The 22,365-nt window shown below is 57.1% G+C and carries 22 protein-coding genes; 12 read left to right on the top strand and 10 right to left on the bottom strand.

Annotation, left to right across the window (positions count from 1 at the left end):
• Window positions 1-69: 69 nt before the first annotated feature.
• The gene (gene purN, locus ACOTX7_RS01175; protein ID WP_006811493.1) at window positions 70-711 is read right to left on the bottom strand and encodes a phosphoribosylglycinamide formyltransferase; all 642 of its coding nucleotides are present in this window, start codon (window positions 709-711) and stop codon (window positions 70-72) included.
• Window positions 708-1,745 (bottom strand): phosphoribosylformylglycinamidine cyclo-ligase, encoded by a 1,038-nt coding sequence (gene purM / locus ACOTX7_RS01170; protein WP_006811492.1) that lies wholly within the window; start codon window positions 1,743-1,745, stop codon window positions 708-710. The genes purN and purM overlap by 4 nt, the downstream gene beginning before the upstream one ends.
• Window positions 1,746-2,011: 266 nt before the next feature.
• On the opposite strand from purM, the gene ACOTX7_RS01165 reads away from it, so the two are divergent.
• From ACOTX7_RS01165 to ACOTX7_RS01150, 4 genes are all read left to right on the top strand, one after another.
• Window positions 2,012-3,442: a 6-phospho-beta-glucosidase gene (locus ACOTX7_RS01165; RefSeq protein WP_047353666.1), complete on the top strand. Its 1,431-nt coding sequence runs from the start codon at window positions 2,012-2,014 to the stop codon at window positions 3,440-3,442.
• 216 nt (window positions 3,443-3,658) lie between these two features.
• Window positions 3,659-4,285: a uracil phosphoribosyltransferase gene (gene upp, locus ACOTX7_RS01160; protein ID WP_022648979.1), complete on the top strand. Its 627-nt coding sequence runs from the start codon at window positions 3,659-3,661 to the stop codon at window positions 4,283-4,285.
• An 82-nt stretch (window positions 4,286-4,367) separates the two neighbouring features.
• Window positions 4,368-5,657, top strand: a complete 1,290-nt coding sequence (uraA, locus tag ACOTX7_RS01155) for a uracil permease (protein ID WP_017692944.1) — start codon at window positions 4,368-4,370, stop codon at window positions 5,655-5,657.
• Between the two features lie 97 nt (window positions 5,658-5,754).
• Complete coding sequence (locus ACOTX7_RS01150) at window positions 5,755-6,456, top strand: DnaA inactivator Hda (protein ID WP_211482948.1); 702 nt, start codon at window positions 5,755-5,757, stop codon at window positions 6,454-6,456.
• A gap of 86 nt (window positions 6,457-6,542) precedes the next feature.
• Here ACOTX7_RS01150 and ACOTX7_RS01145 read toward each other — a convergent pair whose 3' ends face one another.
• Genes ACOTX7_RS01145 through celB form a run of 3 tightly spaced genes read right to left on the bottom strand, consistent with a single transcriptional unit; the run spans window position 6,543 to window position 10,240 of the window.
• Window positions 6,543-7,961 carry a leucyl aminopeptidase family protein gene (locus tag ACOTX7_RS01145; RefSeq protein WP_221813379.1) on the bottom strand — a complete coding sequence of 473 codons (1,419 nt, stop codon included), beginning with the start codon at window positions 7,959-7,961 and terminating at the stop codon, window positions 6,543-6,545.
• Window positions 7,961-8,917, bottom strand: a complete 957-nt coding sequence (locus tag ACOTX7_RS01140; protein WP_221256314.1) for a N(4)-(beta-N-acetylglucosaminyl)-L-asparaginase — start codon at window positions 8,915-8,917, stop codon at window positions 7,961-7,963. Before ACOTX7_RS01140 ends, ACOTX7_RS01145 begins: the two co-directional genes overlap by 1 nt.
• Window positions 8,918-8,920: 3 nt before the next feature.
• Window positions 8,921-10,240 carry a PTS cellobiose transporter subunit IIC gene (gene celB / locus ACOTX7_RS01135; protein ID WP_221256313.1) on the bottom strand — a complete coding sequence of 440 codons (1,320 nt, stop codon included), beginning with the start codon at window positions 10,238-10,240 and terminating at the stop codon, window positions 8,921-8,923.
• 147 nt (window positions 10,241-10,387) lie between these two features.
• Here celB and ACOTX7_RS01130 point away from each other — a divergent pair, with 147 nt between their 5' ends.
• Window positions 10,388-11,212, top strand: coding sequence for an XRE family transcriptional regulator (locus ACOTX7_RS01130; RefSeq protein WP_421626040.1), 825 nt, complete (start codon window positions 10,388-10,390; stop codon window positions 11,210-11,212).
• On the opposite strand, the gene arsC is transcribed toward ACOTX7_RS01130, so the two are convergent.
• Together arsC and bepA are read right to left on the bottom strand one after the other, a co-directional pair.
• Window positions 11,209-11,565, bottom strand: coding sequence for an arsenate reductase (glutaredoxin) (gene arsC / locus ACOTX7_RS01125; RefSeq protein ID WP_047353661.1), 357 nt, complete (start codon window positions 11,563-11,565; stop codon window positions 11,209-11,211). The genes ACOTX7_RS01130 and arsC overlap by 4 nt on opposite strands.
• A 13-nt stretch (window positions 11,566-11,578) precedes the next feature.
• Complete coding sequence (bepA, locus tag ACOTX7_RS01120; RefSeq protein ID WP_003860547.1) at window positions 11,579-13,042, bottom strand: beta-barrel assembly-enhancing protease; 1,464 nt, start codon at window positions 13,040-13,042, stop codon at window positions 11,579-11,581.
• 220 nt (window positions 13,043-13,262) lie between these two features.
• On the opposite strand from bepA, the gene ACOTX7_RS01115 reads away from it, so the two are divergent.
• Window positions 13,263-14,333 carry an AI-2E family transporter gene (locus ACOTX7_RS01115; protein ID WP_047353659.1) on the top strand — a complete coding sequence of 357 codons (1,071 nt, stop codon included), beginning with the start codon at window positions 13,263-13,265 and terminating at the stop codon, window positions 14,331-14,333.
• A gap of 80 nt (window positions 14,334-14,413) precedes the next feature.
• Here ACOTX7_RS01115 and bcp read toward each other — a convergent pair whose 3' ends face one another.
• A complete protein-coding gene (bcp, locus tag ACOTX7_RS01110; RefSeq protein ID WP_221256312.1) occupies window positions 14,414-14,884 on the bottom strand; it encodes a thioredoxin-dependent thiol peroxidase in 471 nt (156 codons plus the stop codon).
• A complete protein-coding gene (locus ACOTX7_RS01105) occupies window positions 14,884-15,453 on the bottom strand; it encodes a glycine cleavage system transcriptional repressor (protein ID WP_000213743.1) in 570 nt (189 codons plus the stop codon). The genes bcp and ACOTX7_RS01105 overlap by 1 nt, the downstream gene beginning before the upstream one ends.
• A 145-nt stretch (window positions 15,454-15,598) precedes the next feature.
• Between ACOTX7_RS01105 and dapA the strand changes: the two genes are divergently transcribed.
• The 6 genes from dapA to ypfH all read left to right on the top strand — a co-directional run bounded on the left by dapA (window position 15,599) and on the right by ypfH (window position 22,056).
• Window positions 15,599-16,477: a 4-hydroxy-tetrahydrodipicolinate synthase gene (gene dapA / locus ACOTX7_RS01100; protein WP_003860542.1), complete on the top strand. Its 879-nt coding sequence runs from the start codon at window positions 15,599-15,601 to the stop codon at window positions 16,475-16,477.
• Window positions 16,478-16,493: 16 nt separating this feature from the next.
• A complete protein-coding gene (gene bamC, locus ACOTX7_RS01095; protein ID WP_006811481.1) occupies window positions 16,494-17,528 on the top strand; it encodes an outer membrane protein assembly factor BamC in 1,035 nt (344 codons plus the stop codon).
• A gap of 109 nt (window positions 17,529-17,637) precedes the next feature.
• A complete protein-coding gene (purC, locus tag ACOTX7_RS01090; protein ID WP_221256311.1) occupies window positions 17,638-18,351 on the top strand; it encodes a phosphoribosylaminoimidazolesuccinocarboxamide synthase in 714 nt (237 codons plus the stop codon).
• A gap of 120 nt (window positions 18,352-18,471) precedes the next feature.
• Window positions 18,472-19,341: a neutral zinc metallopeptidase gene (locus ACOTX7_RS01085; protein ID WP_221813369.1), complete on the top strand. Its 870-nt coding sequence runs from the start codon at window positions 18,472-18,474 to the stop codon at window positions 19,339-19,341.
• Window positions 19,341-21,287, top strand: coding sequence for a tRNA(Met) cytidine acetyltransferase TmcA (locus tag ACOTX7_RS01080; protein ID WP_221256309.1), 1,947 nt, complete (start codon window positions 19,341-19,343; stop codon window positions 21,285-21,287). The genes ACOTX7_RS01085 and ACOTX7_RS01080 overlap by 1 nt, the downstream gene beginning before the upstream one ends.
• 73 nt (window positions 21,288-21,360) lie before the next feature.
• Window positions 21,361-22,056: an esterase gene (gene ypfH, locus ACOTX7_RS01075; RefSeq protein ID WP_047353656.1), complete on the top strand. Its 696-nt coding sequence runs from the start codon at window positions 21,361-21,363 to the stop codon at window positions 22,054-22,056.
• 99 nt (window positions 22,057-22,155) lie between these two features.
• On the opposite strand, the gene ACOTX7_RS01070 is transcribed toward ypfH, so the two are convergent.
• A complete protein-coding gene (locus ACOTX7_RS01070; protein ID WP_000383991.1) occupies window positions 22,156-22,353 on the bottom strand; it encodes a YpfN family protein in 198 nt (65 codons plus the stop codon).
• Window positions 22,354-22,365: the final 12 nt, after the last annotated feature.

Genomic DNA, 22,365 nt, shown 5'->3' with positions numbered 1-22,365 from the left:
CTGCGCTTACCATGACCTACGGGACCGCAGGCCTGTGCAAGCAAAGCGCCGCCGGGCAATTTAAACAGACTACTCTTCGGCCGCATAACCCTGCGGGGGCAACTTCACGCCGTCCAGCCACGCGGCGCCGTTGCGCATCTCCAGACGTCCGTCGACAAACCAGCTTACCACCAGCGGATAAATGGCGTGCTCTTGCGTCTGCACGCGTTCGGTCACGTCGTCTTCGTTGTCGCCGTCAAAGACCGGTACTTTTGCCTGCAAAATGACCGGGCCGCCGTCCAGCTCGTCGGTGACGAAATGCACGGAGGTGCCGTGCTCCTCATCGCCGTTCTCCAGTACCTGACGATGGGTGTGCAGGCCGGGGTATTTTGGCAGCAGGGAAGGGTGGATATTGAGCAGTCGTCCGGCGTAGTGTGCAACAAACGCCGGGCTGAGGATACGCATATAGCCCGCCAGCACCACCACGTCAGGCGCGTAGGCGTCAATCTCCTGCACCAGCTCACGGTCAAAGGCTTCACGCCCGGCGAACTGGCTGGCTTCCAGCGCGTGCGCAGGAATGTTCGCTTCCCGCGCGCGCTCAAGGCCGAACGCATCGGCCTTATTGCTGAATACTGCCCGAATGGTGCCATTTATTTTCTTCTGTTTGCAGGCGTCTATGATTGCCTGCAAATTGCTTCCGTTGCCGGAAATAAGCACCACGATGTTTTTCATTCAATGACCACACGCTGTTCGGAATCGGAAGCTTTAATCGTACCGATTTTCCACGCGTTTTCACCTTTTTCTGTCAGCAGCTTAACCGCTTTATCCGCTTCGCTTGCTGGCAGGGCGATAACCATGCCAACGCCGCAGTTAAAGGTGCGGTACATTTCGTGATCGCTCACGTTGCCTGCGGTTTGCAGCCAGTTGAAGACGGACGGCCACTGCCATGAGGATGCGTCGATCACCGCCTGGGTATTGTCCGGCAGCACGCGCGGAATGTTTTCCCAGAAGCCGCCGCCGGTGAGGTGAGCGATGGCGTGAACGTCGACGTTCTCAATCAGATCCAGCACGTTTTTCACGTAAATGCGGGTCGGGGCCAGCAGGTGATCGGCCAGCGGTTTGCCGTCCAGCTCGGTGGTCAGCGGATCGCTGCCGCTCACTTCGAGGATTTTACGCACCAGAGAGTAGCCGTTGGAGTGCGGCCCGCTGGAGGCCAGTGCAACCAGCACATCGCCGTCAGCCACTTTGCTGCCGTCGATAATTTCTGATTTTTCTACCACGCCGACGCAGAAGCCTGCGACGTCATAATCTTCACCGTGATACATGCCTGGCATTTCAGCGGTTTCACCGCCGACCAGCGCGCAGCCGGATTGCAGACAGCCTTCGGCGATACCGTTAATGACGCTGGCTGCGGTATCCACGTCCAGCTTGCCGGTCGCGTAGTAATCCAGGAAGAACAGCGGCTCAGCACCCTGTACCACCAGGTCGTTGACGCACATCGCCACCAGATCGATACCGATCGTATCGTGACGCTTAAGATCCATCGCCAGGCGCAGTTTTGTACCGACACCATCCGTACCCGAGACCAGCACAGGTTCACGATATTTTTGCGGCAGTGCGCACAGTGCGCCGAATCCACCCAGGCCACCCATCACTTCCGGGCGGCGGGTTTTTTTCACCACACCTTTGATTCGGTCAACCAGCGCATTACCTGCGTCAATATCAACACCGGCATCTTTGTAGCTGAGAGAAGTTTTGTTGGTCACGGCTTAAATCCCCACGCGATTGCATAGCTAGTAAGAAAAATCGGCGCAATTCTAACAGTCCAGGCAAACGTTTGCGAGCCTATTCTCGGCGCGGGGATCTTTTTTTCTGTGCGTGTTGTCCAGGTCAACAAACTTGACTCTGTTCACGAAAATGAAACCGGTTTCGGCGATCTGCTTGCAACGGCTATCCCCTTTGCACATCATCAAACTGAAACCGGTTTCTGTAACTGTTTTTGCAGAAAATAACGCAGAATGAGGGAAAGCGAATGTCAGGATTTAAAGCAGGTTTTCTGTGGGGTGGGGCCGTGGCGGCGCACCAGCTTGAAGGCGGCTGGAAAGAGGGCGGCAAGGGCGTAAGCGTTGCCGATGTCATGACGGCAGGCGCCCACGGTGTACCGCGTGAAATCACCAATGGCGTTCTTGAGGGGAAAAATTACCCAAACCACGAAGCCATCGATTTCTATCACCGTTATAAAGAAGACATCAAACTCTTTGCCGAGATGGGGTTCAAATGCTTCCGCACCTCCATCGCCTGGACACGAATCTTCCCGAAAGGCGACGAGCTGGAGCCGAACGAAGCGGGACTCAAATTCTATGACGATCTGTTCGACGAGTGCCTGAAGCACGGCATCGAACCGGTTATTACGCTTTCCCACTTCGAGATGCCTTTCCACCTGGTCACGGAATATGGCGGCTGGCGCAACCGTAAGCTGATCGACTTCTTTGTCCGCTTTGCGAAGGTCGTTTTTGAGCGCTACCAGCATAAAGTGAAGTACTGGATGACCTTTAACGAGATCAACAACCAGGCTAACTTCCACGAAGACTTTGCGCCATTTACCAACTCCGGGCTGAAGTATGCGCCGGGAGAAGACCGCGAGCCGGTGATGTTCCAGGCGGCGCACTATGAACTGGTGGCCAGTGCCCTGGCGGTGAAAGCGGGGCGCGAGATCAACCCGTCGCTACAAATCGGCTGCATGATTGCTATGTGTCCGATCTATCCGCTGACCTGTGCCCCGGACGATATGATGATGGCGATGAACGCCATGCATCGCCGCTACTGGTTCACCGACGTCCACGTGCGCGGCAAGTATCCGCAGCATCTGCTCAACTACTTTGAACGTCGCGGCTTCGCGCTGGATATCACCGAAGAAGATAAAGCGGCACTGACGCAGGGCTGCGTGGATTACATCGGATTCAGCTACTACATGTCTTTCGCCACCAAAGCGACGGCGGATAACCCGACGCTGGATTACGACGAGAGCAAGAGTCTGGTCTCTAACCCGTACGTGCAGAAATCCGACTGGGGCTGGCAGATTGATCCGGTCGGGCTGCGCTACTCCCTGAACTGGTTCTGGGATCACTATCAGCTGCCGCTGTTCATTGTTGAAAACGGCTTTGGCGCGATTGACGTGCAGGAGAGCGACGGCACGGTGAATGACCAGTACCGCATCGACTACCTTTCAGCGCACATCCGCGAGATGAAAAAAGCGGTAGTGGAAGATGGCGTGGATCTGATGGGTTATACCCCGTGGGGCTGTATCGACTTGGTTTCTGCCGGAACGGGCGAAATGAAAAAACGCTACGGCTTTATCTTTGTCGATAAAGATAACGAAGGGAATGGCACGCTGAACCGCAGTAAGAAGAAATCGTTCGACTGGTATAAGCAGGTGATTGCGAGCAACGGCGAGCAGCTATAATTGCCCGGTGGCGCTGCGCTTACCGGGCCTACGGGATGTGTAGGCCGGGTAAGCGTTAGCGCCACCCGGCAGAATCCCGCACCCAAGCCGGAGCCCAGCCTCCGGCTTTTTTGTCTTTGCTTGATCCCTGTCAAGCAAGATGGGTATGGCGCAATCCGAAAAAAGCGGTATAATCCCGCGATTTTTTTGCGGATGCCACCTCAGAGGAGAAAGAGAATGAAGATTGTGGAAGTGAAACACCCACTCGTTAAACACAAGTTGGGCCTGATGCGTGAGCATGACATCAGCACGAAGCGTTTTCGCGAACTGGCTTCTGAAGTGGGCAGCCTGCTGACCTACGAAGCGACCTCCGATCTGGAAACGGAAAAAGTGACCATCGAAGGCTGGAACGGCCCGGTACAGGTTGAGCAGATCAAAGGTAAAAAAATTACCGTTGTGCCAATCCTGCGTGCGGGTCTGGGCATGATGGAAGGCGTGCTGGAGCATGTTCCAAGCGCGCGTATCAGCGTGGTGGGTATCTACCGTAACGAAGAGACGCTTGAGCCAGTCCCGTACTTCCAGAAGCTGGTATCCAATATCGACGAGCGCATGGCGCTGGTGGTTGACCCGATGCTGGCGACCGGTGGTTCGATGATCGCCACCATCGACCTGCTGAAACAAGCAGGATGCAGCAGCATTAAAGTGCTGGTGCTGGTCGCGGCGCCGGAAGGTATCGCGGCGCTGGAAAAAGCGCACCCGGACGTTGAACTCTATACCGCGTCTGTCGACCAGGGGCTGAACGAGCACGGGTACATCATCCCGGGGCTGGGCGATGCCGGCGATAAGATTTTTGGTACTAAATAATCGAATAACGATAAAGAAGCCGACTTTGATAGTCGGCTTTTTTTTGAATAAAAACCAACAATAACACTCAGAGGAAAACACTATGACGCGCCGTGCTATCGGGGTGAGTGAAAGACCGCCGCTTTTACAGACAATCCCGCTTAGTTTGCAGCACCTGTTCGCCATGTTTGGCGCAACCGTGCTGGTGCCAATCCTGTTTCACATTAACCCGGCTACCGTGCTGCTGTTTAACGGCATCGGTACGCTGCTTTACCTTTTCATCTGTAAAGGGAAAATCCCGGCCTATCTGGGATCGAGCTTTGCGTTTATCTCACCGGTGTTATTGCTGCTGCCGCTGGGTTATGAGGTCGCGTTGGGCGGCTTTATCATGTGTGGCGTGCTGTTCTGCCTCGTTTCCTTCATCGTGAAGAAAGCGGGTACCGGTTGGCTGGACGTTATGTTCCCGCCTGCGGCGATGGGTGCCATCGTTGCCGTCATCGGCCTGGAGCTGGCGGGCGTGGCGGCGAACATGGCTGGTCTGCTGCCTGCGGACGGTCAGTCACCGGATTCCAAAACCATCATCATCTCGCTGGTGACGCTGGGTGTGACGGTGTTTGGCTCCGTGCTGTTCCGCGGTTTCATGGCGATTATCCCGATCCTGATCGGCGTGCTGGCGGGCTACGCGCTCTCCTTCGTGATGGGCGTTGTGGACACCACCCCGATTGCCGAGGCGCACTGGTTCGCGCTGCCAACTTTCTACACCCCGCGCTTCGAATGGTTTGCCATTTTCACCATTCTGCCTGCCGCACTGGTGGTGATTGCGGAACACGTTGGCCACCTGGTGGTGACGGCGAACATCGTGAAGCGCGACCTGATCCGCGATCCGGGCCTGCACCGCTCCATGTTTGCCAACGGTTTCTCCACCATCATCTCCGGTTTCTTCGGCTCCACGCCAAACACCACCTACGGTGAGAACATCGGCGTAATGGCGATCACCCGCGTCTACAGCACCTGGGTTATCGGCGGCGCGGCGATCATCGCCATTCTGCTCTCCTGCGTCGGCAAGCTGGCGGCAGCGATCCAGATTATCCCGGTGCCGGTGATGGGCGGCGTTTCTCTTCTGCTGTACGGGGTGATCGGCGCGTCCGGTATTCGCGTGCTGATTGAATCCAAAGTGGACTACAGCAAGGCGCAGAACCTGATCCTGACCTCCGTTATCCTCATCATCGGCGTGAGCGGCGCGAAGGTGCACATCGGTGCGGCTGAATTGAAAGGCATGGCGCTGGCGACCATCGTCGGTGTCGGCCTGAGCCTGATTTTCAAGCTGATCTCGGTGATCCGCCCGGAAGAGGTGGTGCTGGACGCGGACGAAAGCGAAAAAGCGCCACATTGATCCTTTAACCGGGTGGACGATCCGCCCGGTTCTCTCCTGGCAGGTTCCGTGTTAAACTCCATTCCGATTTTACGTAAGATCTCTGGTTGAGGTATTTCTGAACGGACCGGCACAGCTCTCTCTGCCACTTTATCTCCCTGACGACGAAACTTTCGCGAGTTTCTGGCCGGGTGATAACCCCTCTTTACTGGCTGCACTGCAAAACGTGCTGCGCCAGGAACACAGCGGATACATTTATATCTGGTCACGCGAAGGCGCGGGGCGCAGCCACCTGCTGCATGCCGCCTGTGCGGAGCTTTCGGCCCGCGGTGACGCGGTAGGCTATGTGCCGCTGGATAAACGCACCTGGTTTGTGCCTGAGGTGCTGGAGGGCATGGAACATCTCTCCCTGGTCTGCATCGATAATATTGAATGCGTGGCGGGGGATGAGCCGTGGGAAATGGCAATCTTTAACCTCTACAACCGCATTCTGGAGTCGGGCAAAACCCGGCTGCTGATCACCGGCGATCGTCCGCCGCGCCAGCTCAATCTTGGTCTGCCGGATCTGGCGTCTCGTCTGGACTGGGGACAAATCTACAAGCTGCAACCGCTGTCGGATGAAGACAAACTTCAGGCGCTTCAGCTGCGGGCAAGACTGCGCGGCTTCGAGCTGCCGGAAGACGTGGGCCGTTTCCTGCTGAAACGGCTGGACCGCGAAATGCGCACGCTCTTTGATACCCTCGATCAGCTCGATCGTGCCTCCATCACCGCCCAGCGCAAGCTGACCATTCCGTTTGTGAAAGATATTCTTAAGCTTTGAGTTTTTTGCCCGGTGGCGCTGCGCTTACCGGGCCTACGAAAACCCGTCATACCTTGTAGGCCGGGTAAGGCGCAGCCGCCACCCGGCTAAAGATCCCCCAACAAGTGCTCCACCAAAAGTGGAATCGGTCTTCCCGACGCCACGCTCCGTCCATTTTCTCGCCACAGCGCCGTGCCGCTGATATCCAGATGCGCCCACGAGATTGTCGGCGGGCAAAAGTGATGCAGCAGCCAAGCCGCCGAGGCGCTGATTGCCGCGTTGTTGGTCGGCGTGTTGCACAGATCGGCGATGGCGCTGTCGGTCTGCTTTTTCAGCCGGGCGTCCAGCGGCAGGGACCACACCTCGTCACCGCTCTGTTTTCCCGCCTGCGTCAGCGCCGCGCGCAGCGGTTCATCCTGGGTCATTAATCCGCTTAGCGCATAGCCCAGCGCTTTCACCACTGCACCGGTTAAGGTCGCCATATCAATGATATAGCGCGCCTGGGGATGCCGTTTACTGGCCCAGGCGATGGCGTCCGCCAGCACCAGCCGACCTTCGGCATCGGTATTGTTGATTTCAACGGTGGTGCCGTTGCAGGCCGTCGCCACCGTGCCGGGCTGCATGGCGTCCGGGCCGATGGCGTTTTCCGCCAGCGCCAGCACGCCCATAATGCGCACGGGTAATTTCAGCTCTGCCACGGTCAGCATCAGCCCCAGCACGTTGGCCGCACCGCACATGTCGTATTTCATGGTGTACATGCCTGCGCCATCTTTCAGCCACAGGCCGCCGGTATCAAAGGTAATGCCTTTACCCACGTAGCAGCGTACCGGGCCGTCGTGGGCACCCTCATAATGAATAGCCAGCAGCCGCGGCGGGCAGGTCGCCCCTTTGCCGACGGCGTGCAGCAACCCAAGCCCTTGCTCAATGATTTGCGTTTCATCCAGTACGTCACACCGCAGGGCAGGGAAGGCGGCACACAGTTTTTGCGCCTCTTCGACGACAAACTGCGGCGTGCAGCGGTCAGACGGCGTATCCGCCAGACGTCGCGCCGCGACCATGCCGTGGGCGACAGCCTGCTGCTGGCGGAAGATTGTTTCCAGCTTCGCCTGCTGTTCCGGCAGGCAGAGGGCGGTGATGCCCGTAAGACGCACCGCTTCGTCCGTTTTCTTCAGCTTAAGGTCACTGAGCCTGTGCGCCTGATTAAAGAGAAAACGCAGTACCTGCGCCAGCACCACATCGTCGATATCCGTCACGTCCAGCACGAGTTCGGCGCTGGTGGGGGTGGCAAGCAGCGGTCGCAGGGCGGTGAGCAACCCTTCGGTCAGGGCGTCATGCCAGAGCGCATCCGGCAGCAGAGTGAGGCGGCCAAATGGCGCGCAGCCAAAGCGCGTGTCTGCAATGCCGTCAGACGCGCGCATCTCGGCGACGAGCGCTGTTTCAGGCAAAAGCGTACAGGAGGCGGATGCGATAAAATGGCATTGCGGCTTCGCGTCTGAAAGCGCGTTGATAAACTGATACGTGATCATCATGACTCCTCAATCGGCGCACGGATCCGCGCGGCATAGGCCTGCATCCACTCATCATCTACCGCGTGATAGTGCGTTTTCTCCCGCAGACGTTCGGTATGATAAACCGTGAGAGGCTGACGATCCGTCGCTACCACAAACGAGAAGGTTTTGATGTTGGTCGCGGCGCCGAACTCGCCCTTGTTGTTCATGCACACCACGGAGAGATCGCCCGCGCGACCAAAGCGCGACATCAGCTTGTCTTCAAGCTCGAACACCACCGAATCCGCCGCCTGCTGCGGCGACATACCCTGCGCCATCCGGCGAACGATTTCGTAGCTAGTGCAGCCTTTCATCAAATCTTCGCCGACGCCCGTGGCGGTGGCCGCGCCGGTTTCGCTGTCGCAGTAAAAGCCGGAGCCGATGATGGGGGAGTCACCGAGGCGACCGCGTTTTTTCATAAACAGACCGCTGGTGGAGGTGGCGACACTCATCGAACCCTGTTTATCGAGGCCGATGATGCCGACGGTGTCATGTCCGTCGTAGGGGCTTAACCCTTTATCCAGCGTCTCGCGGCAGCGCTTGCGGTAATGCTGCATGGCGCGGTCAGTGAGCATGGTTTTGTCGGCAAAGCCCTGGCTCAGCGCCCATTCGCGCGCGCCCTGGCCGACCAGCAGGCTGTTATAGCGCTGACGGCTAAGCGCGTGCGCCACGCGCACCGGGTTGGCGATATCCACCAGATTGCCCACGGCGCCGAACGCCAGCGTGTCGCCGTCCATAAAGGCCGCGTCCAGCTCCACCTCGCCGTTCTCGGTCGGCAGGCCGCCGTAACCGACGGATTTATACAGCGGAAAGTCCTCCACGGCAGCGACGGCATCGACAACCGCCGTCGCGACCGGTTTCCCTGCCGCCAGGGCAGACGCGGACTCCGTTACGCCTTCAAGCGCCATTCGCCAGGTAGCGATAATTCCCCACATGCTTTACTCCTGTTTTGCAAGGGTGGTGTCGGGTTGCGTAGCGGGAGTCAGTTCCGCGGCGCGGTACTGTTTATCCACGATACGCATGAAAGGCAGGTACAGCATGGCGCCAATCAGCAGGTTGATAAGCTGCATCACGCTGCCGCTCAGGTGTCCGGTGACGATAAAGCCGCTGATAACCGGTGGCAGCGTCCAGGGGATAAACACCCCGGTGGTGACGGCAACCGTGCCAATTTTCATCGCCGCGTACTGCACGGTAACCAGCACCAGCGGCACCAGGTTGAACGGGATGAGCATGATCGGGTTCATGATCACCGGCAGGCCAAACAGAATCGGCTCGTTGATGTTAAATACTGAGGCCCCGGCGCCGAGGCGCGCCACTTCGCGCATGTTTTTGCTGCGGGCGAAAATCAGCATCGCTATCACCAGCGACAGCGTGGCGCCCGCGCCGCCCATCCAGATCATGTCAAAAAACTGTTCGGTAATGATGTGCGGCGGTGTCGTTCCCGCCTGAATCGCGGCAATGTTGTCGGTCTGGTTTTCCATCCACAGCGGACGAATAATGCCGTTGATCATCGAACCGGAGTTAATGCCCACTGACCACAGAATGGTGATGCTGAATACGGTCATCAGCGCACCGAAATAAGAGGTGCCGTAGTGGCGCACCGGCGTGGCGACCACCTCATAGATAAACTGATGGATGGTGTTGTAGTGGGTGTTTTCGAAGATGATGCGGATGCCCAGCACCAGAATCATCACCAGCAGGGCCGGGATCAGCGCCGCGAAGGACTCCTGCACCGCAGGAGGCACGCCGTCCGGCATTTTGATGACCAGCTTTTTGCGCTTCAGCCAGCAGAACAGTTCCGTCCACAGCAGCGAGCCGATCATCGCCACGAACAGTCCTTTGCTGCCAATCCACTCCACCGGAATGACGGTAATGCCGCCGTTTTCCGCCACTTTGATAAAGGGCGTGAGGATCAGAAACGCGACCAGCGCCAGGATGCCGCAGGAGATGCGGTCTTCACCATAATGCTCGGCCAGGCGGTAGGCCACCAGGAAGCTGATAAACAGCGACATGGTGGAGAACACCGCGTTGAACGGAATTTCAATAATCGCGCTCCAGCTCTCACCAAAGGCATGAGACATAAACTGCTGATAGGCCTGGTTAGGGAAGGAGGAGATCACCAGCAGTATAGAGCCGACGATGATAAACGGCATGAATGAAACGTAGGCCCCACGAATGGCCCCAAGATGACGCTGCTGGGCCGTTTTCGCCGCCAGCGGCATCAGTTTTGCTTCAAGAAATCCCAGAACATTGTTCATTGTGAACTCCGTACAAGATTGAGAGGTGTTGTTTATGTTATGTCTGTGGATTATCAGTGAAGCGTGGCGAGCGAAAGGTGAAATCGGTCACAAAGCGTTCGCTGTTGCACAATAAATCTCATAATATTGGTTTCGGAGAGTTATGCGATGGAAATCAAACTGCATGCCAACGCCACCACCACGCCGCGTATCCGCCGCTATCTACAGCAGTCAGATAAAAGCGACAGAGAGCTTGCGCTTGAGCTGGGGATCTCGGTGACTACCGTCAGGCGCTGGCGCAACCGCGACCAGGTTTCGGATAACCACACTACGCCAAAAGTGATACACAAAGCATTGAGACAGGAGCAGGCGGCACTGATAAATGCCCTGCGGGATATCACCGGGGCACCGCTGGATGAACTGCTGCTGTTAGTGAATGACGGACTCGGGATCGCCGTTTCCCGCGCGACCCTGAACCGCTACCTCAAACCGGCTGCGGCAAAACAAAAGGGCGCGTCGTTGCAGGGCAAAAAGGCGCTGAAGGGTGGTATCGTGCCGCAGAAGCTGTTCCTGCATCATCTGCCGCTGTCGCTGCATATGGACGACGGTGGGGAGCAACACCTGCTCTGGGCGCGTGAACCCGTCAGCGGCTGGTGCTACGCCCGACTTTATGCCGGTGTATCGCCGCAGCTATTGACCCACTGGACAAACGAGGTGCTGGAAGCGTGTCCGGCTGATATTCAATCTGTTGAGACTTTTGGGCTGGCGGTGACGCTGCCGGGGCACAACGTCAGCGTAAAAGTGCATCCGCAGCAAAACCTGGCCGTGCAGGTTGCCCCGCCGTTACGCGACATCATTCCCCGGCTCAATAGTGAACCGGCGGGAGAGCTGTTGATCCAGCTGTGCGAGTTTTATAACAGCGGAAAAGCACAGAAAAAACTGGGGGAGAGTACGCCGCAGGCGTTTCTGGAAGCGCTGCGGCGTAATGATTAGACGATCTTGAGCACGTCTTCCGGCGGACGACCGATACGCGCCTTGCCGTTCGCCACTACAATCGGGCGCTCAATCAGCTTTGGATTGTCGACCATCGCCTGAATCAGCCGATCTTCTGTAAGACTGGTATCGTTCAGATTGAGCGACTTATACAGATCTTCTTTCTGACGCATCAGTTCGCGCGCGCTGTCCATGTTCAGCATCTTCAGCAGCTGGCGGATCGTCTGCGCGTCCGGCGGCGTCTCCAGATACAGCACCACTTCCGGCTCGATGCCGTTAGACTTCAGCAGATTCAGCGTCTCGCGGCTCTTGGAGCAGCGAGGGTTATGGTAAATTTTTACCGCGTCTGTCATGACTTCTCCTTGATTACATCTTCTCGTACGGCTTAAAGCGTTGTTGCAGGCCGCGCAACTGGTCAATTCGCGCATCGTAGCGGGCCTGTTGCAGGCTGCCGAGCTTCACCTGCGAACTGGCGCTGCTCAACAGGGAAATGGCCTGATCGAGGCGACCCGCCAGCGCCAGACCTTCCGCACGCGCGGCCAGCTCCTGATCGCGGTTACCCAGTTGCCCCTGGGCCTGGGCGAGCAGCTCCCAGCCGTTCTGATCGTCTTTATTGTTAAAGGTGTAGCGGTTAAGAATGGTCACCGCCTCACCGGGCTGGCCGCCCTGTAAGTAGGCGTTCGCCAGGTTAAGCTGCAATACCGGATTATTGCGAATGTCTTTCGCCCCTTTCAGGCGGTTGATCGCATCGGTCGCTTTTTTCTGTCCCAGATCGATATCGGTGGCGAGGTCGAGATACCATGGATTGTCAGGCGCCGACGCCAGCAGCGGTTGCAGCGCTTTACGCGCTTCATCGTACTTGCTGGCCTCCATCGCCTGGAGCGCCTGACCATACTGCGCCGCGTTCTTCTCGCGCACGTTGCCTTTCGCCAGCGCGTCCAGTAGATCGCTGGTGAGCTGATTACGTCCGGAGTTGTACATGCCAAGCGTTCTCACTTTGGCCATGTAGAAATCCTGCGAAGACTGCACGACCACCGGACGCATCTGGTTGGCACGGTTACGCGCATCCGAGAGACGGCTTTCCGGCAGCGGGTGGGTCAACAGAATTTCAGGCGGGCGCGACGAGTAGCGTGCCTGGTCGAGCAGTTTTTCCAGGAAGCTCGGCATGGCCTGCGGGTCAAAGCCGGAGCGCTGTAAAACCTGAATGCCGATGCGGTCTGCTTCCTGCTCGTTCTGCTGGGTGAAGCTGATCATCCCCTGACGCGTTCCTGCCAGCGTCCCGGTCAGTGCCGCCATCCCGGCCTGCGGGCTGGCCATCGCTAAAAGAATAGAGCCGAGCGCGCCCACCCAGGTCAGGGGGGCGTTACGCTTCTGATCTTCCATCGCACGCGCCAGATGGCGCTGGGTGACGTGCGAAATTTCGTGCGCCATGACGGACGCCAGCTGGCTTTCGTTATCGGAATAACGGAACAACGCCGAATGCAGCACCACGTTCCCGCCAAAGAAGGCGAAGGCGTTGATTTCGTCGTTATTGATTAAATAGAAGTGGAAGGGCGTTTTTACCGAGTCTGCGTGCGCCACCAGTCGCATTCCGAGACCGTTGATGTACTGCACCAGCAATGGGTCGTTGATCAGCGGAGCACTGCCGCGGAGCTGGCGTACGTAATAATCCCCCATCTGCATCTCCTGGCCGATGGAGAGCGTGCTTCCTGCCGTAGTGCCCATGTCCGGCAATGAATCGGACGAGTCAGCGAAAGCGGGCAACACCTGACCCACCGTCACGGCGGCAATCAGTGTCGCAACCAGTGTTTTTCTCAACTGCCTGAACATAACCACTGTCCTGTATTTTGGATGTGCTAATTTGACCGATGAACCCGCATAACGTTCATCTCCGCTGCTCTGCGAGTGTAGCCGTGTTAAGAGATGAAGAAAATCCCATTCATCAGGGTTTTGCGAAACCTGACAGTGATACAAAAAGGAAAGTCTTTTTTGTGACAGTTAGATACAATTCACCGTCTCACTCCCGCCATTCGATTCAGGGAAGGGTTGTATGCTCGAAATGTTAATGCAGTGGTATCGGCGTCGGTTTAGCGACCCGGAAGCCATTGCTTTGCTGGTCATTCTGGTTGCCGGATTCGGTATTCTGTTCTTCTTTAGTGGCCTCCTGGCACCGCTGCTGGTGGCGATTGTGCTGGCGTATCTGCTGGAGTGGCCCACCGCGCGTCTGGAACATATCGGCTGTTCACGCCGCTGGGCGACCAGCATTGTGCTGGTGCTGTTTGTCGGTATTCTGCTGCTGATGTCCTTCGTGGTGCTGCCTGTTGCCTGGCAACAGGGGATCTACCTGATCCGCGATATGCCCGGCATGCTGAATAAACTGTCTGATTTTGCCGCCACGCTGCCGCGCCGCTATCCTGCGCTGATGGACGCGGGGATCATTGATGCGATGGCCGAAAACATGCGCGCCCGCATCATGACGATGGGCGACTCGGTGGTGAAATACTCTCTGGCTTCGCTGGTGGGGTTGCTGACCCTGGCGGTGTATCTGGTGCTCGTGCCGCTAATGGTGTTCTTCCTGGTCAAAGATAAAGAGCAGATGCTGAACGCGGTGCGCCGCGTGCTGCCGCGCAATCGCGGTCTCGCCGGGCAGGTCTGGCAGGAGATGAACCAGCAGATCACCAACTACATTCGCGGTAAAGTGCTGGAGATGATTGTGGTGGGCGTGGCGACCTGGGTTGGTTTCGTGATCTTCGGGCTGAATTATTCGCTGCTGCTGGCGGTACTGGTCGGATTCTCGGTTCTGATCCCGTACATCGGCGCGTTTGTGGTGACCATTCCGGTGGTGGGGGTGGCGCTGTTCCAGTTTGGTCTGGGTACGGAATTCTGGAGCTGTTTCGCCGTATACCTGATTATTCAGGGACTGGACGGAAACCTGCTGGTGCCGGTGCTGTTCTCCGAAGCAGTTAACCTGCATCCGCTGGTGATTATCTTATCGGTAGTGATTTTCGGCGGGCTGTGGGGATTCTGGGGCGTGTTCTTCGCCATTCCGCTGGCGACGCTGATTAAAGCCGTGGTGCATGCGTGGCCGGATGTGCCGGCGGTGGAAGAGAAGTCGTTGTAGTCGGGTGGCGGCTTCGCCTTACCCGACCTACACGCGGAATGTAGGCCGGGTAAGCGCAGCGCCACCCGGCACTAAAATTATCACGCGTTCTCTTTCAGCCAGTTCAACACCACGTCGTGGTGGTTGCTGGTTTTGAATTCATCAAACACGTGCTCAACTTTACCGTCAGCGCCAATCAGGAAGCTGATGCGGTGAATACCGTCGTACGTTTTGCCCATAAAGGACTTCTCACCCCAGACGCCAAACTGCTCGCAAACCTGGTGGTCTTCATCGGAAAGCAGCGTGAAGTTCAGCAGCTCTTTTTCCGCAAAACGTGACAGCTTCTCTGGCTTATCGGTGCTGATGCCCAGCACTTCCACGCCGACCTTTTTCAACTCATCCATGTTGTCGCGTAAACCGCAGGCCTGTACGGTACAGCCCGGGGTCATGGCTTTCGGGTAGAAATAGACCAGAACACGCTGTCCCTGGAAGTCGGTCAAATTTACTTGCTCGCCGTCTTGATCCGGTAAGCTAAATTTCGGTGCGATATCACCGGCTTTCAGTGGGTTCATTACTCAACTCCATCCTGTTCGTGCTGCGAATAATCGACGACGCTTATACTGCCTTGCGCGTGTAATTCTGTACAGAGGGCTTTGAACGCTTGCTCGATATTTGACGCATCCTGCGAGGCAGGGCTGTGTGCGGTAATTTGTATAAACAGCGTCGGGATTGCGTTCTCATCGCCCGGCTGCGTGCGGGAAACCAGTTCGGCAATGTTCATCTGATGGCTGTCAAACAGCGCCGTAAAACGTTCAATCAGATGAGGTGAATCAGGCACTTCAACCTGTACCCAGACCGTGGCAGGCAGAGCCGGACGCGGACGCGCGGTGGTGCGCTTCATCACAATCAGTAAATCCAGCTCTGCGCCTTTCAGCGGCAGGGTAGATTCGATGAGGGTAATGGCATTCCATGTTCCGGAAAGCAGCATAATAAACGTGAACTCTTCGCCAAGCATAGCCAGCCGGCTGTCTTCGATGTTGCAGCCGCAACTGCTCACGTGGCGAGTGATAGTATTCACGATACCCGGCCTGTCAGCACCCAGCGCAGTGATAACCAGGTAATGTTGTGATGAGGTTGTCAAACCTGTTCTTCCTTTGCGTGGTTAAGTCTTCCTAAGGAAAGCATAAAAAAAACATGCATACAACCGCCTGAGAGCCTCAGGTCGCTTGCTTTTATTACAGTTCCAAACGTAACATTGAGGCTCTTGTTCGCACAGAGGATGGCTCATGTTCACGGGAAGTATTGTCGCGCTTGTTACACCGATGGATGAAAAAGGTAATGTCTGCCGGTCAAGCATGAAGAAGCTCATTGATTACCATGTCGCCAACGGAACCTCGGCGATCGTTTCGGTAGGGACTACCGGTGAATCCGCAACGCTGAGCCACGAAGAGCACGGCGACGTTGTGATGCTGACCCTTGAGCTGGCTGACGGGCGTATTCCAGTCATCGCGGGTACGGGCGCAAACGCAACGGCAGAGGCGATTAGCCTGACTCAGCGTTTTAACGACAGCGGCATCGTTGGCTGTCTGACGGTGACCCCTTACTACAACCGTCCTACCCAGGAAGGTTTGTTCCAGCATTTCAAAGCCATCGCTGAACATACTGACTTGCCACAAATTCTGTATAATGTGCCGTCCCGTACCGGTTGCGATATGCTGCCGGAAACCGTTGGCCGTCTCTCGAAAGTAAAAAATATTATCGGGATTAAAGAGGCGACAGGGAACTTAAGCCGCGTTCATCAGATCAAAGAGCTGGTTTCAGACGACTTTATCCTGTTGAGCGGTGATGATGCGACCGCGCTGGACTTTATGCAGCTCGGCGGTAACGGCGTGATTTCCGTGACGGCGAACGTGGCGGCGCGCGATATGGCTGACATGTGCAAACTGGCCGCAGCCGGTCACTTTGATGAAGCTCGCGTGATTAATCAGCGTCTGATGCCGTTGCACAATAAATTATTTGTCGAACCCAATCCGATCCCAGTGAAATGGGCATGTAAGGAGTTGGGGCTTGTAGCAACCGACACGCTGCGTCTGCCAATGACACCGATTACCGACCACGGTCGTGAAATTGTCGCTGGCGCGCTGAAGCATGCCGGTTTGCTGTAAAGTTTAGGGAGATTTGATGGCTTATTCAGTACAGAAGTCGCGCCTGGCGAAGGTTGCGGGTGTTTCGCTTGTTATGCTCCTCGCTGCCTGTAGTTCAGACTCGCGCTACAAGCGCCAGGTGAGCGGTGATGAATCCTATCTGGATGCGCCGCCGCTTGCTGAACTTCACGCGCCTGCCGGCATGATCCTGCCGATCCAGAACGGTGATTATAATATTCCGGTTACGAACGGCAGCGGCCTGGTGGGTAAAGCGCTCGATATTCGTCCGCCAGCTCAGCCTCTGGCGCTGGTGAGCGGTGCGCGTACCCAGTTCACCGGTGATACCGCCTCTCTGCTGGTGGAAAGCGCACGCGGTACCACGCTGTGGCCGCAGGTTGTGAGCGTCATTCAGTCGAAAAACTATACGATTGATAAACGCGACGACGCCAGCCAGACCTTAACCACCGACTGGATTGAGTGGAACCGTCTCGATGAAGACCAGCAGTATCGTGGTCGTTATCAAGTCTCCGTTAAGCCGCAGGGTTATCAGCAGGCGGTTACCGTTAAGCTGTTGAATCTTGAGCAGGCGGGTAAACCTGTTGCCGATCCGGCCGCCATGCAGCGCTACAGCACCGAAATGCTGAACGTGATTGCAGCGGGTCTGGATAAGAACGCCACCGATGCCGCAAACGCCGCGCAGAACCGTAACGGTTCTACGTTTGACGTGCAGAGCGGTGCAGACGATACCGGCCTGCCAATGCTGGTGGTGCGTGCGCCGTTTAACCAGACCTGGCAGCGTCTGCCAGCTACGCTTGAAAAAGTGGGCATGAAGGTGACCGACAGCACCCGTTCAACGGGCAGCATCACAGCGACCTATAAGCCGCTGTCTGATAGCGCCTGGCAGGAGCTGGGGGCAAGCGATCCACAGCTGCCTTCCGGTGACTACAAAATCCAGGTTGGCGACCTCGATAACCGCAGTAGCCTGCAATTTATCGATCCGAAAGGACACACGCTGACCCAGGCGCAGAACGATGCGCTGGTCGCTGCCTTCCAGGCCGCATTCAGCAAATAAATGCGAGGGCGGGTTAATCCCGCCCTTTTTATTTTCGTGCCACGCAAACGTGTGCGTGGCATAATATGGCCAGTTTTGAATACAAATCATCACACCAGGAGTAATGAAGATGCAGAAGCAAGCTGAGTTGTATCGTGGCAAAGCGAAAACCGTATACAGCACGGAAAACCCGGACCTGTTGGTGCTCGAATTCCGCAATGATACGTCAGCAGGAGACGGCGCACGCATTGAGCAGTTCGATCGTAAGGGCATGGTGAACAACAAGTTCAACCACTTCATTATGACCAAACTGGCCGACGCCGGTATCCCGACTCAGATGGAAGCGTTGTTGTCCGATACGGAATGTCTGGTAAAAAAACTGGATATGGTGCCGGTTGAGTGCGTGATCCGTAACCGTGCCGCAGGCTCCCTGGTGAAGCGTCTGGGCATTGAAGAGGGTATCGAACTGAATCCACCGCTGTTCGATCTGTTCCTGAAAAACGACGCCATGCATGACCCGATGGTCAACGAATCCTACTGCGAAACCTTCGGCTGGGTAAGCAAAGAGAACCTGGCGCGCATGCAGGAACTGACCTACAAAGCCAACGATGTGCTGAAAAAGCTGTTTGATGACGCGGGCCTGATCCTGGTCGATTTCAAGCTGGAGTTCGGCCTGTACAAAGGCGAAGTGGTGCTGGGCGACGAGTTCTCGCCGGACGGCAGCCGCCTGTGGGACAAAGAGACGCTGGATAAAATGGATAAAGACCGTTTCCGCCAGAGCCTGGGTGGGGTGGTCGAAGCGTACGAAGCGGTTGCTCACCGTTTAGGCGTTAAGCTCGACTAAACTGCGCATTTGCCAAAGGATGTTGGCATCCTTTGGCGTCTTATCCTTGTTTACTATGGTAATCCTTTCATTAACCGCCTACGATCATAGCTATTATAAATGGAATAGTTCGAGGTGTTTATGCGCTGGCAAGGGCGTCGTGAAAGTGACAACGTAGAAGACAGACGCAGCAGTGGTGGCGGTGGTCCGTCTATGGGCGGGCCTGGTTTTCGTCTACCCAGCGGCAAGGGCGGTATTATTCTGCTGGTCGTCGTACTGGTGGCGGGCTACTACGGCGTCGACCTGACCGGTTTGATGAGCGGTGAAACCGGGCAACAGCAGCAGTATTCTCAGCGCTCCATCAGCCCGAATGAAGATGAAGCGGCGAAATTTACGTCCGTTATTCTCGCGACGACCGAAGATACCTGGGGTCAGCAGTTCGAGAAAATGGGGCAGACTTATCAGCCGCCAAAACTGGTGATGTACCGTGGCGCAACCCGCACCGGCTGCGGCACCGGGCAGTCTGTTATGGGGCCGTTCTACTGCCCGGCGGACAGCACCGTCTATATCGATCTCTCCTTCTATGACGACATGAAAAGCAAGCTGGGCGCTGACGGCGATTTTGCCCAGGGCTACGTGATCGCGCATGAAGTCGGCCACCACGTGCAGAAGCTGCTCGGCATTGAGCCAAAAGTGCGCCAGATGCAGCAGAATGCTTCTCAGGCGGAGGTGAATCGTCTGTCCGTACGCATGGAGCTTCAGGCCGACTGCTTCGCTGGCGTCTGGGGACACAGCATGCAGCAGCAGGGCGTACTGGAAACAGGCGATCTGGAAGAGGCCCTGAATGCCGCGCAGGCGATTGGTGACGATCGCCTGCAACAGCAGAGCCAGGGGCGCGTTGTGCCGGACAGTTTCACGCATGGCACCTCAGAGCAGCGCTATAGCTGGTTTAAGCGTGGCTTCGACAGCGGCAATCCGTCACAGTGTAATACCTTCGGCAAAGCTATGTGATGCAGGGGTTTGAACAGCTGGTTAACCAGCTTCAGCGTACCGGGCACCGTCGGCTGGTGGTGCTCAGCGGCGATGAACCGTGGACGTTAAGCCAGGCGATTATCCTGCGAAATACGTTACCCGGAGACTGGCTGTGGCTGGAGGAAAACCCCTCCAAGGCCATCAGCGGCCTGCTGGGACGTGAATACCTGCACGCCGTTTTTGACGCGCGTCGCGGGTTTGACGTCTCGGCCTTCGCCGCCCTCAGCGGGACCCTGCGTGCCGGAAGTCTTCTGGTGCTGCTGGTGCCGCCGCTCGCTGACTGGGCCGCGAAGCCCGACGGCGATTCGGTGCGCTGGAGCGACAGCGCCGAGCCGATCGCCACCCCCCACTTTGTTCACCATTTTTGCCGGACGCTTGCCGCCGATGCGGATGCCATCGTCTGGCATCAACATCGTCCTCTTACCCTTCCCGTTACGCCGAATTTACCTGCCTGGCAGCCTGCCAGTGGCGAGCCGCAGCGCGAGCAGGCTGAGATCCTCGACGCCCTTCTGACCATGCCTGCGGGCGTGGCCGCCGTCACGGCGCCGCGCGGACGCGGAAAGTCCGCCCTGGCGGGCATGTTGCTCAACGGCATTCAGGGGAGTGCAGTAGTGACGGCACCGGCAAAAGGGGCGACGGATGTCATCGCGCGTTTTGCCGGGGAACAGTTTCACTATATGGCCCCTGATGCGCTGCTGGCCTCCACACCAGAAGCCGACTGGCTGATTGTCGATGAGGCGGCCGCCATCCCCGGCCCGCTGCTTGAGAAGCTGGCGTCGCGCTTTCCCCGCGTGTTGCTGACCACCACGGTTCAGGGTTATGAGGGCACAGGCAGGGGATTTCTGCTGAAGTTTTGCGCCCGTTTCAGCGGGCTGCGGCGATATACCTTATCCACTCCCATTCGCTGGGCTGCCGGATGTCCGCTTGAGCGGATAGTGGCGAACGCGCTGCTGTTCGACGATGCGCTGCTCGATCACAAACCGGAAGGAGAGGTGCGGTTAACGTCGCTGGCGCCTGAGATGTGGGAGAGCGATCCGGCGCGCGTGGCAAGGGTGTATGAGCTGCTGTGTGCCGCGCACTACCGCACCTCACCCCTCGATTTACGCCGGATGATGGACGCCCCCGGCCAGCATTTTGCAGTTGCACACGCGGGTGTGGATATCGCGGGCGCGCTCTGGCTGGTAGAGGAGGGGGGACTTACCCCTCAACTTAGCCGCGCGGTGTGGGCGGGCTTTCGTCGGCCACGTGGAAATCTGGTGGCGCAGTCGCTGGCGGCGCACGGCGGATCGCCTCTCGCGGCGACGCTGAAAGGCCGACGCGTCAGCCGCATTGCGGTTCATCCCCATCGTCAACGGGAAGGCATCGGCCAGCGGCTGATCCGCAGCGCCAGCGGTGAAGATTACCTCTCGGTCAGCTTTGGCTACACCGACGAACTGTGGCGTTTCTGGCAGCAGTGCGGTTTTGTGCTGGTGCGAATGGGCAGCCACCGGGAAGCCAGCAGCGGGTGCTATACGGCGATGGCGTTGCTGCCGCTGAGCGAGGCGGGGCATGAGCTTTGCGAACAGGCGCATCAGCGTTTATGTCGTGATATGCGCATCCTGTCGGCCTGGAATGGTGAAAAGATCCCGGTGACGGATGCGTGGGAAGCTACCCTTAATAGTGACGACTGGCTGGAGCTGGCGGGGTTTGCCTTCGCACACCGGGCCTTTTCAACCTCGGTTGCGGCGCTGACGCGGTTGTTGTCAGCCGTGGATATGCCTCTCCCGGCGCTGCGCGGGAAAATGGAAGGGAATACGCACGATTTCGGGCGGAAAGCGTTGCTGGCGAAGCTGCGGGAAGACACTGCACACGCGCTTGAAAGGCTTGATTATCCCCGTTCCCGCCAGTTGAAAGCCGACATTTTGCAATGGCAATTTTTTCAATGACTTCTTCAGTAAAGTGGCATGGTCATTACCCCGCAGAGGCGTAAAATCCTGCTCATCAATTAAGGAGATCGCCATGAAACATGACCATTTTGTTGTGCAAAGTCCGGATACACCGGCTAAACAGTTACTGCTTCTGTTTCATGGCGTGGGCGACAATGCCGTCAATATGGGACAGATTGGCAGCTGGTTTGCACCCGTTTTCCCGCAAGCACTTATCGTCAGCATCGGTGGCGTGGAGCCGTGCGGTCCGAACGGGCGCCAGTGGTTCTCCGTCGAAGGCGTGACGGAGGAGAACCGTCAGGCGCGTATTGATGCCGTTATGCCTGCGTTTATCGATACCGTGCGTTACTGGCAGCAGCAGAGCGGCGTAGGGGCCGACGCGACGGCGCTGATTGGCTTCTCGCAGGGGTCAATCATGTCGCTGGAAAGCGTAAAAGCGCAGCCCGGGCTGGTGTCCCGCGTGATTGCTTTTAACGGGCGTTTCGCGACGTTACCGCAAAGCGCGACGACCCAGACCACCATCCATCTCATTCATGGGGGTGAGGATCGGGTCATTGAGCTTTCGCATGCGGTTGCTGCCCAGGACGCGCTGACGCGTGAAGGCGGGGATGTAACGCTGGATATCGTGGACGATCTGGGGCATGCCATTGACGATCGCAGCATGCAGTTTGCGCTCGATCATCTGCGCTATACCGTACCGAAGCACTACTTTGATGAAGCGCTCAGCGGCGGTAAGCCGAATGATGATGATATTGTAGAGTTTATGTGAACATTTCCCCTCACCCCCGGCCCCTCTCCCCAAAGGGGCGAGGGGGGATTTGTTCCCTCTCCCCTCTGGGGAGAGGGTCAGGATGAGGGGTGTGCACAACTACTTCTTCTGGTCCTTCTTCGGCCAGTCGTCTTCATCGTCCCACTTGTCGTTAAAATCACGGTGCGGTGGAAGATCCGGTTTGTTGGCAAGGAACTTTTTATGGTCAACGCGCTTGAGATCTTTAATCACGTTAAGCAGCACGCCTACCAGAAACACCAACACCAGAATCCACCAGTACTTTGAAAGCCAGTCCATTCGCTAATCCTC

Source organism: Enterobacter cloacae complex sp. IR5418, assembly GCF_049238105.1.
GTDB classification, from domain to species: domain Bacteria; phylum Pseudomonadota; class Gammaproteobacteria; order Enterobacterales; family Enterobacteriaceae; genus Enterobacter; species Enterobacter hormaechei.
Note: the sequence above shows the minus strand (reverse complement) of the source record. Positions and strands in the feature narration are given on the sequence as shown.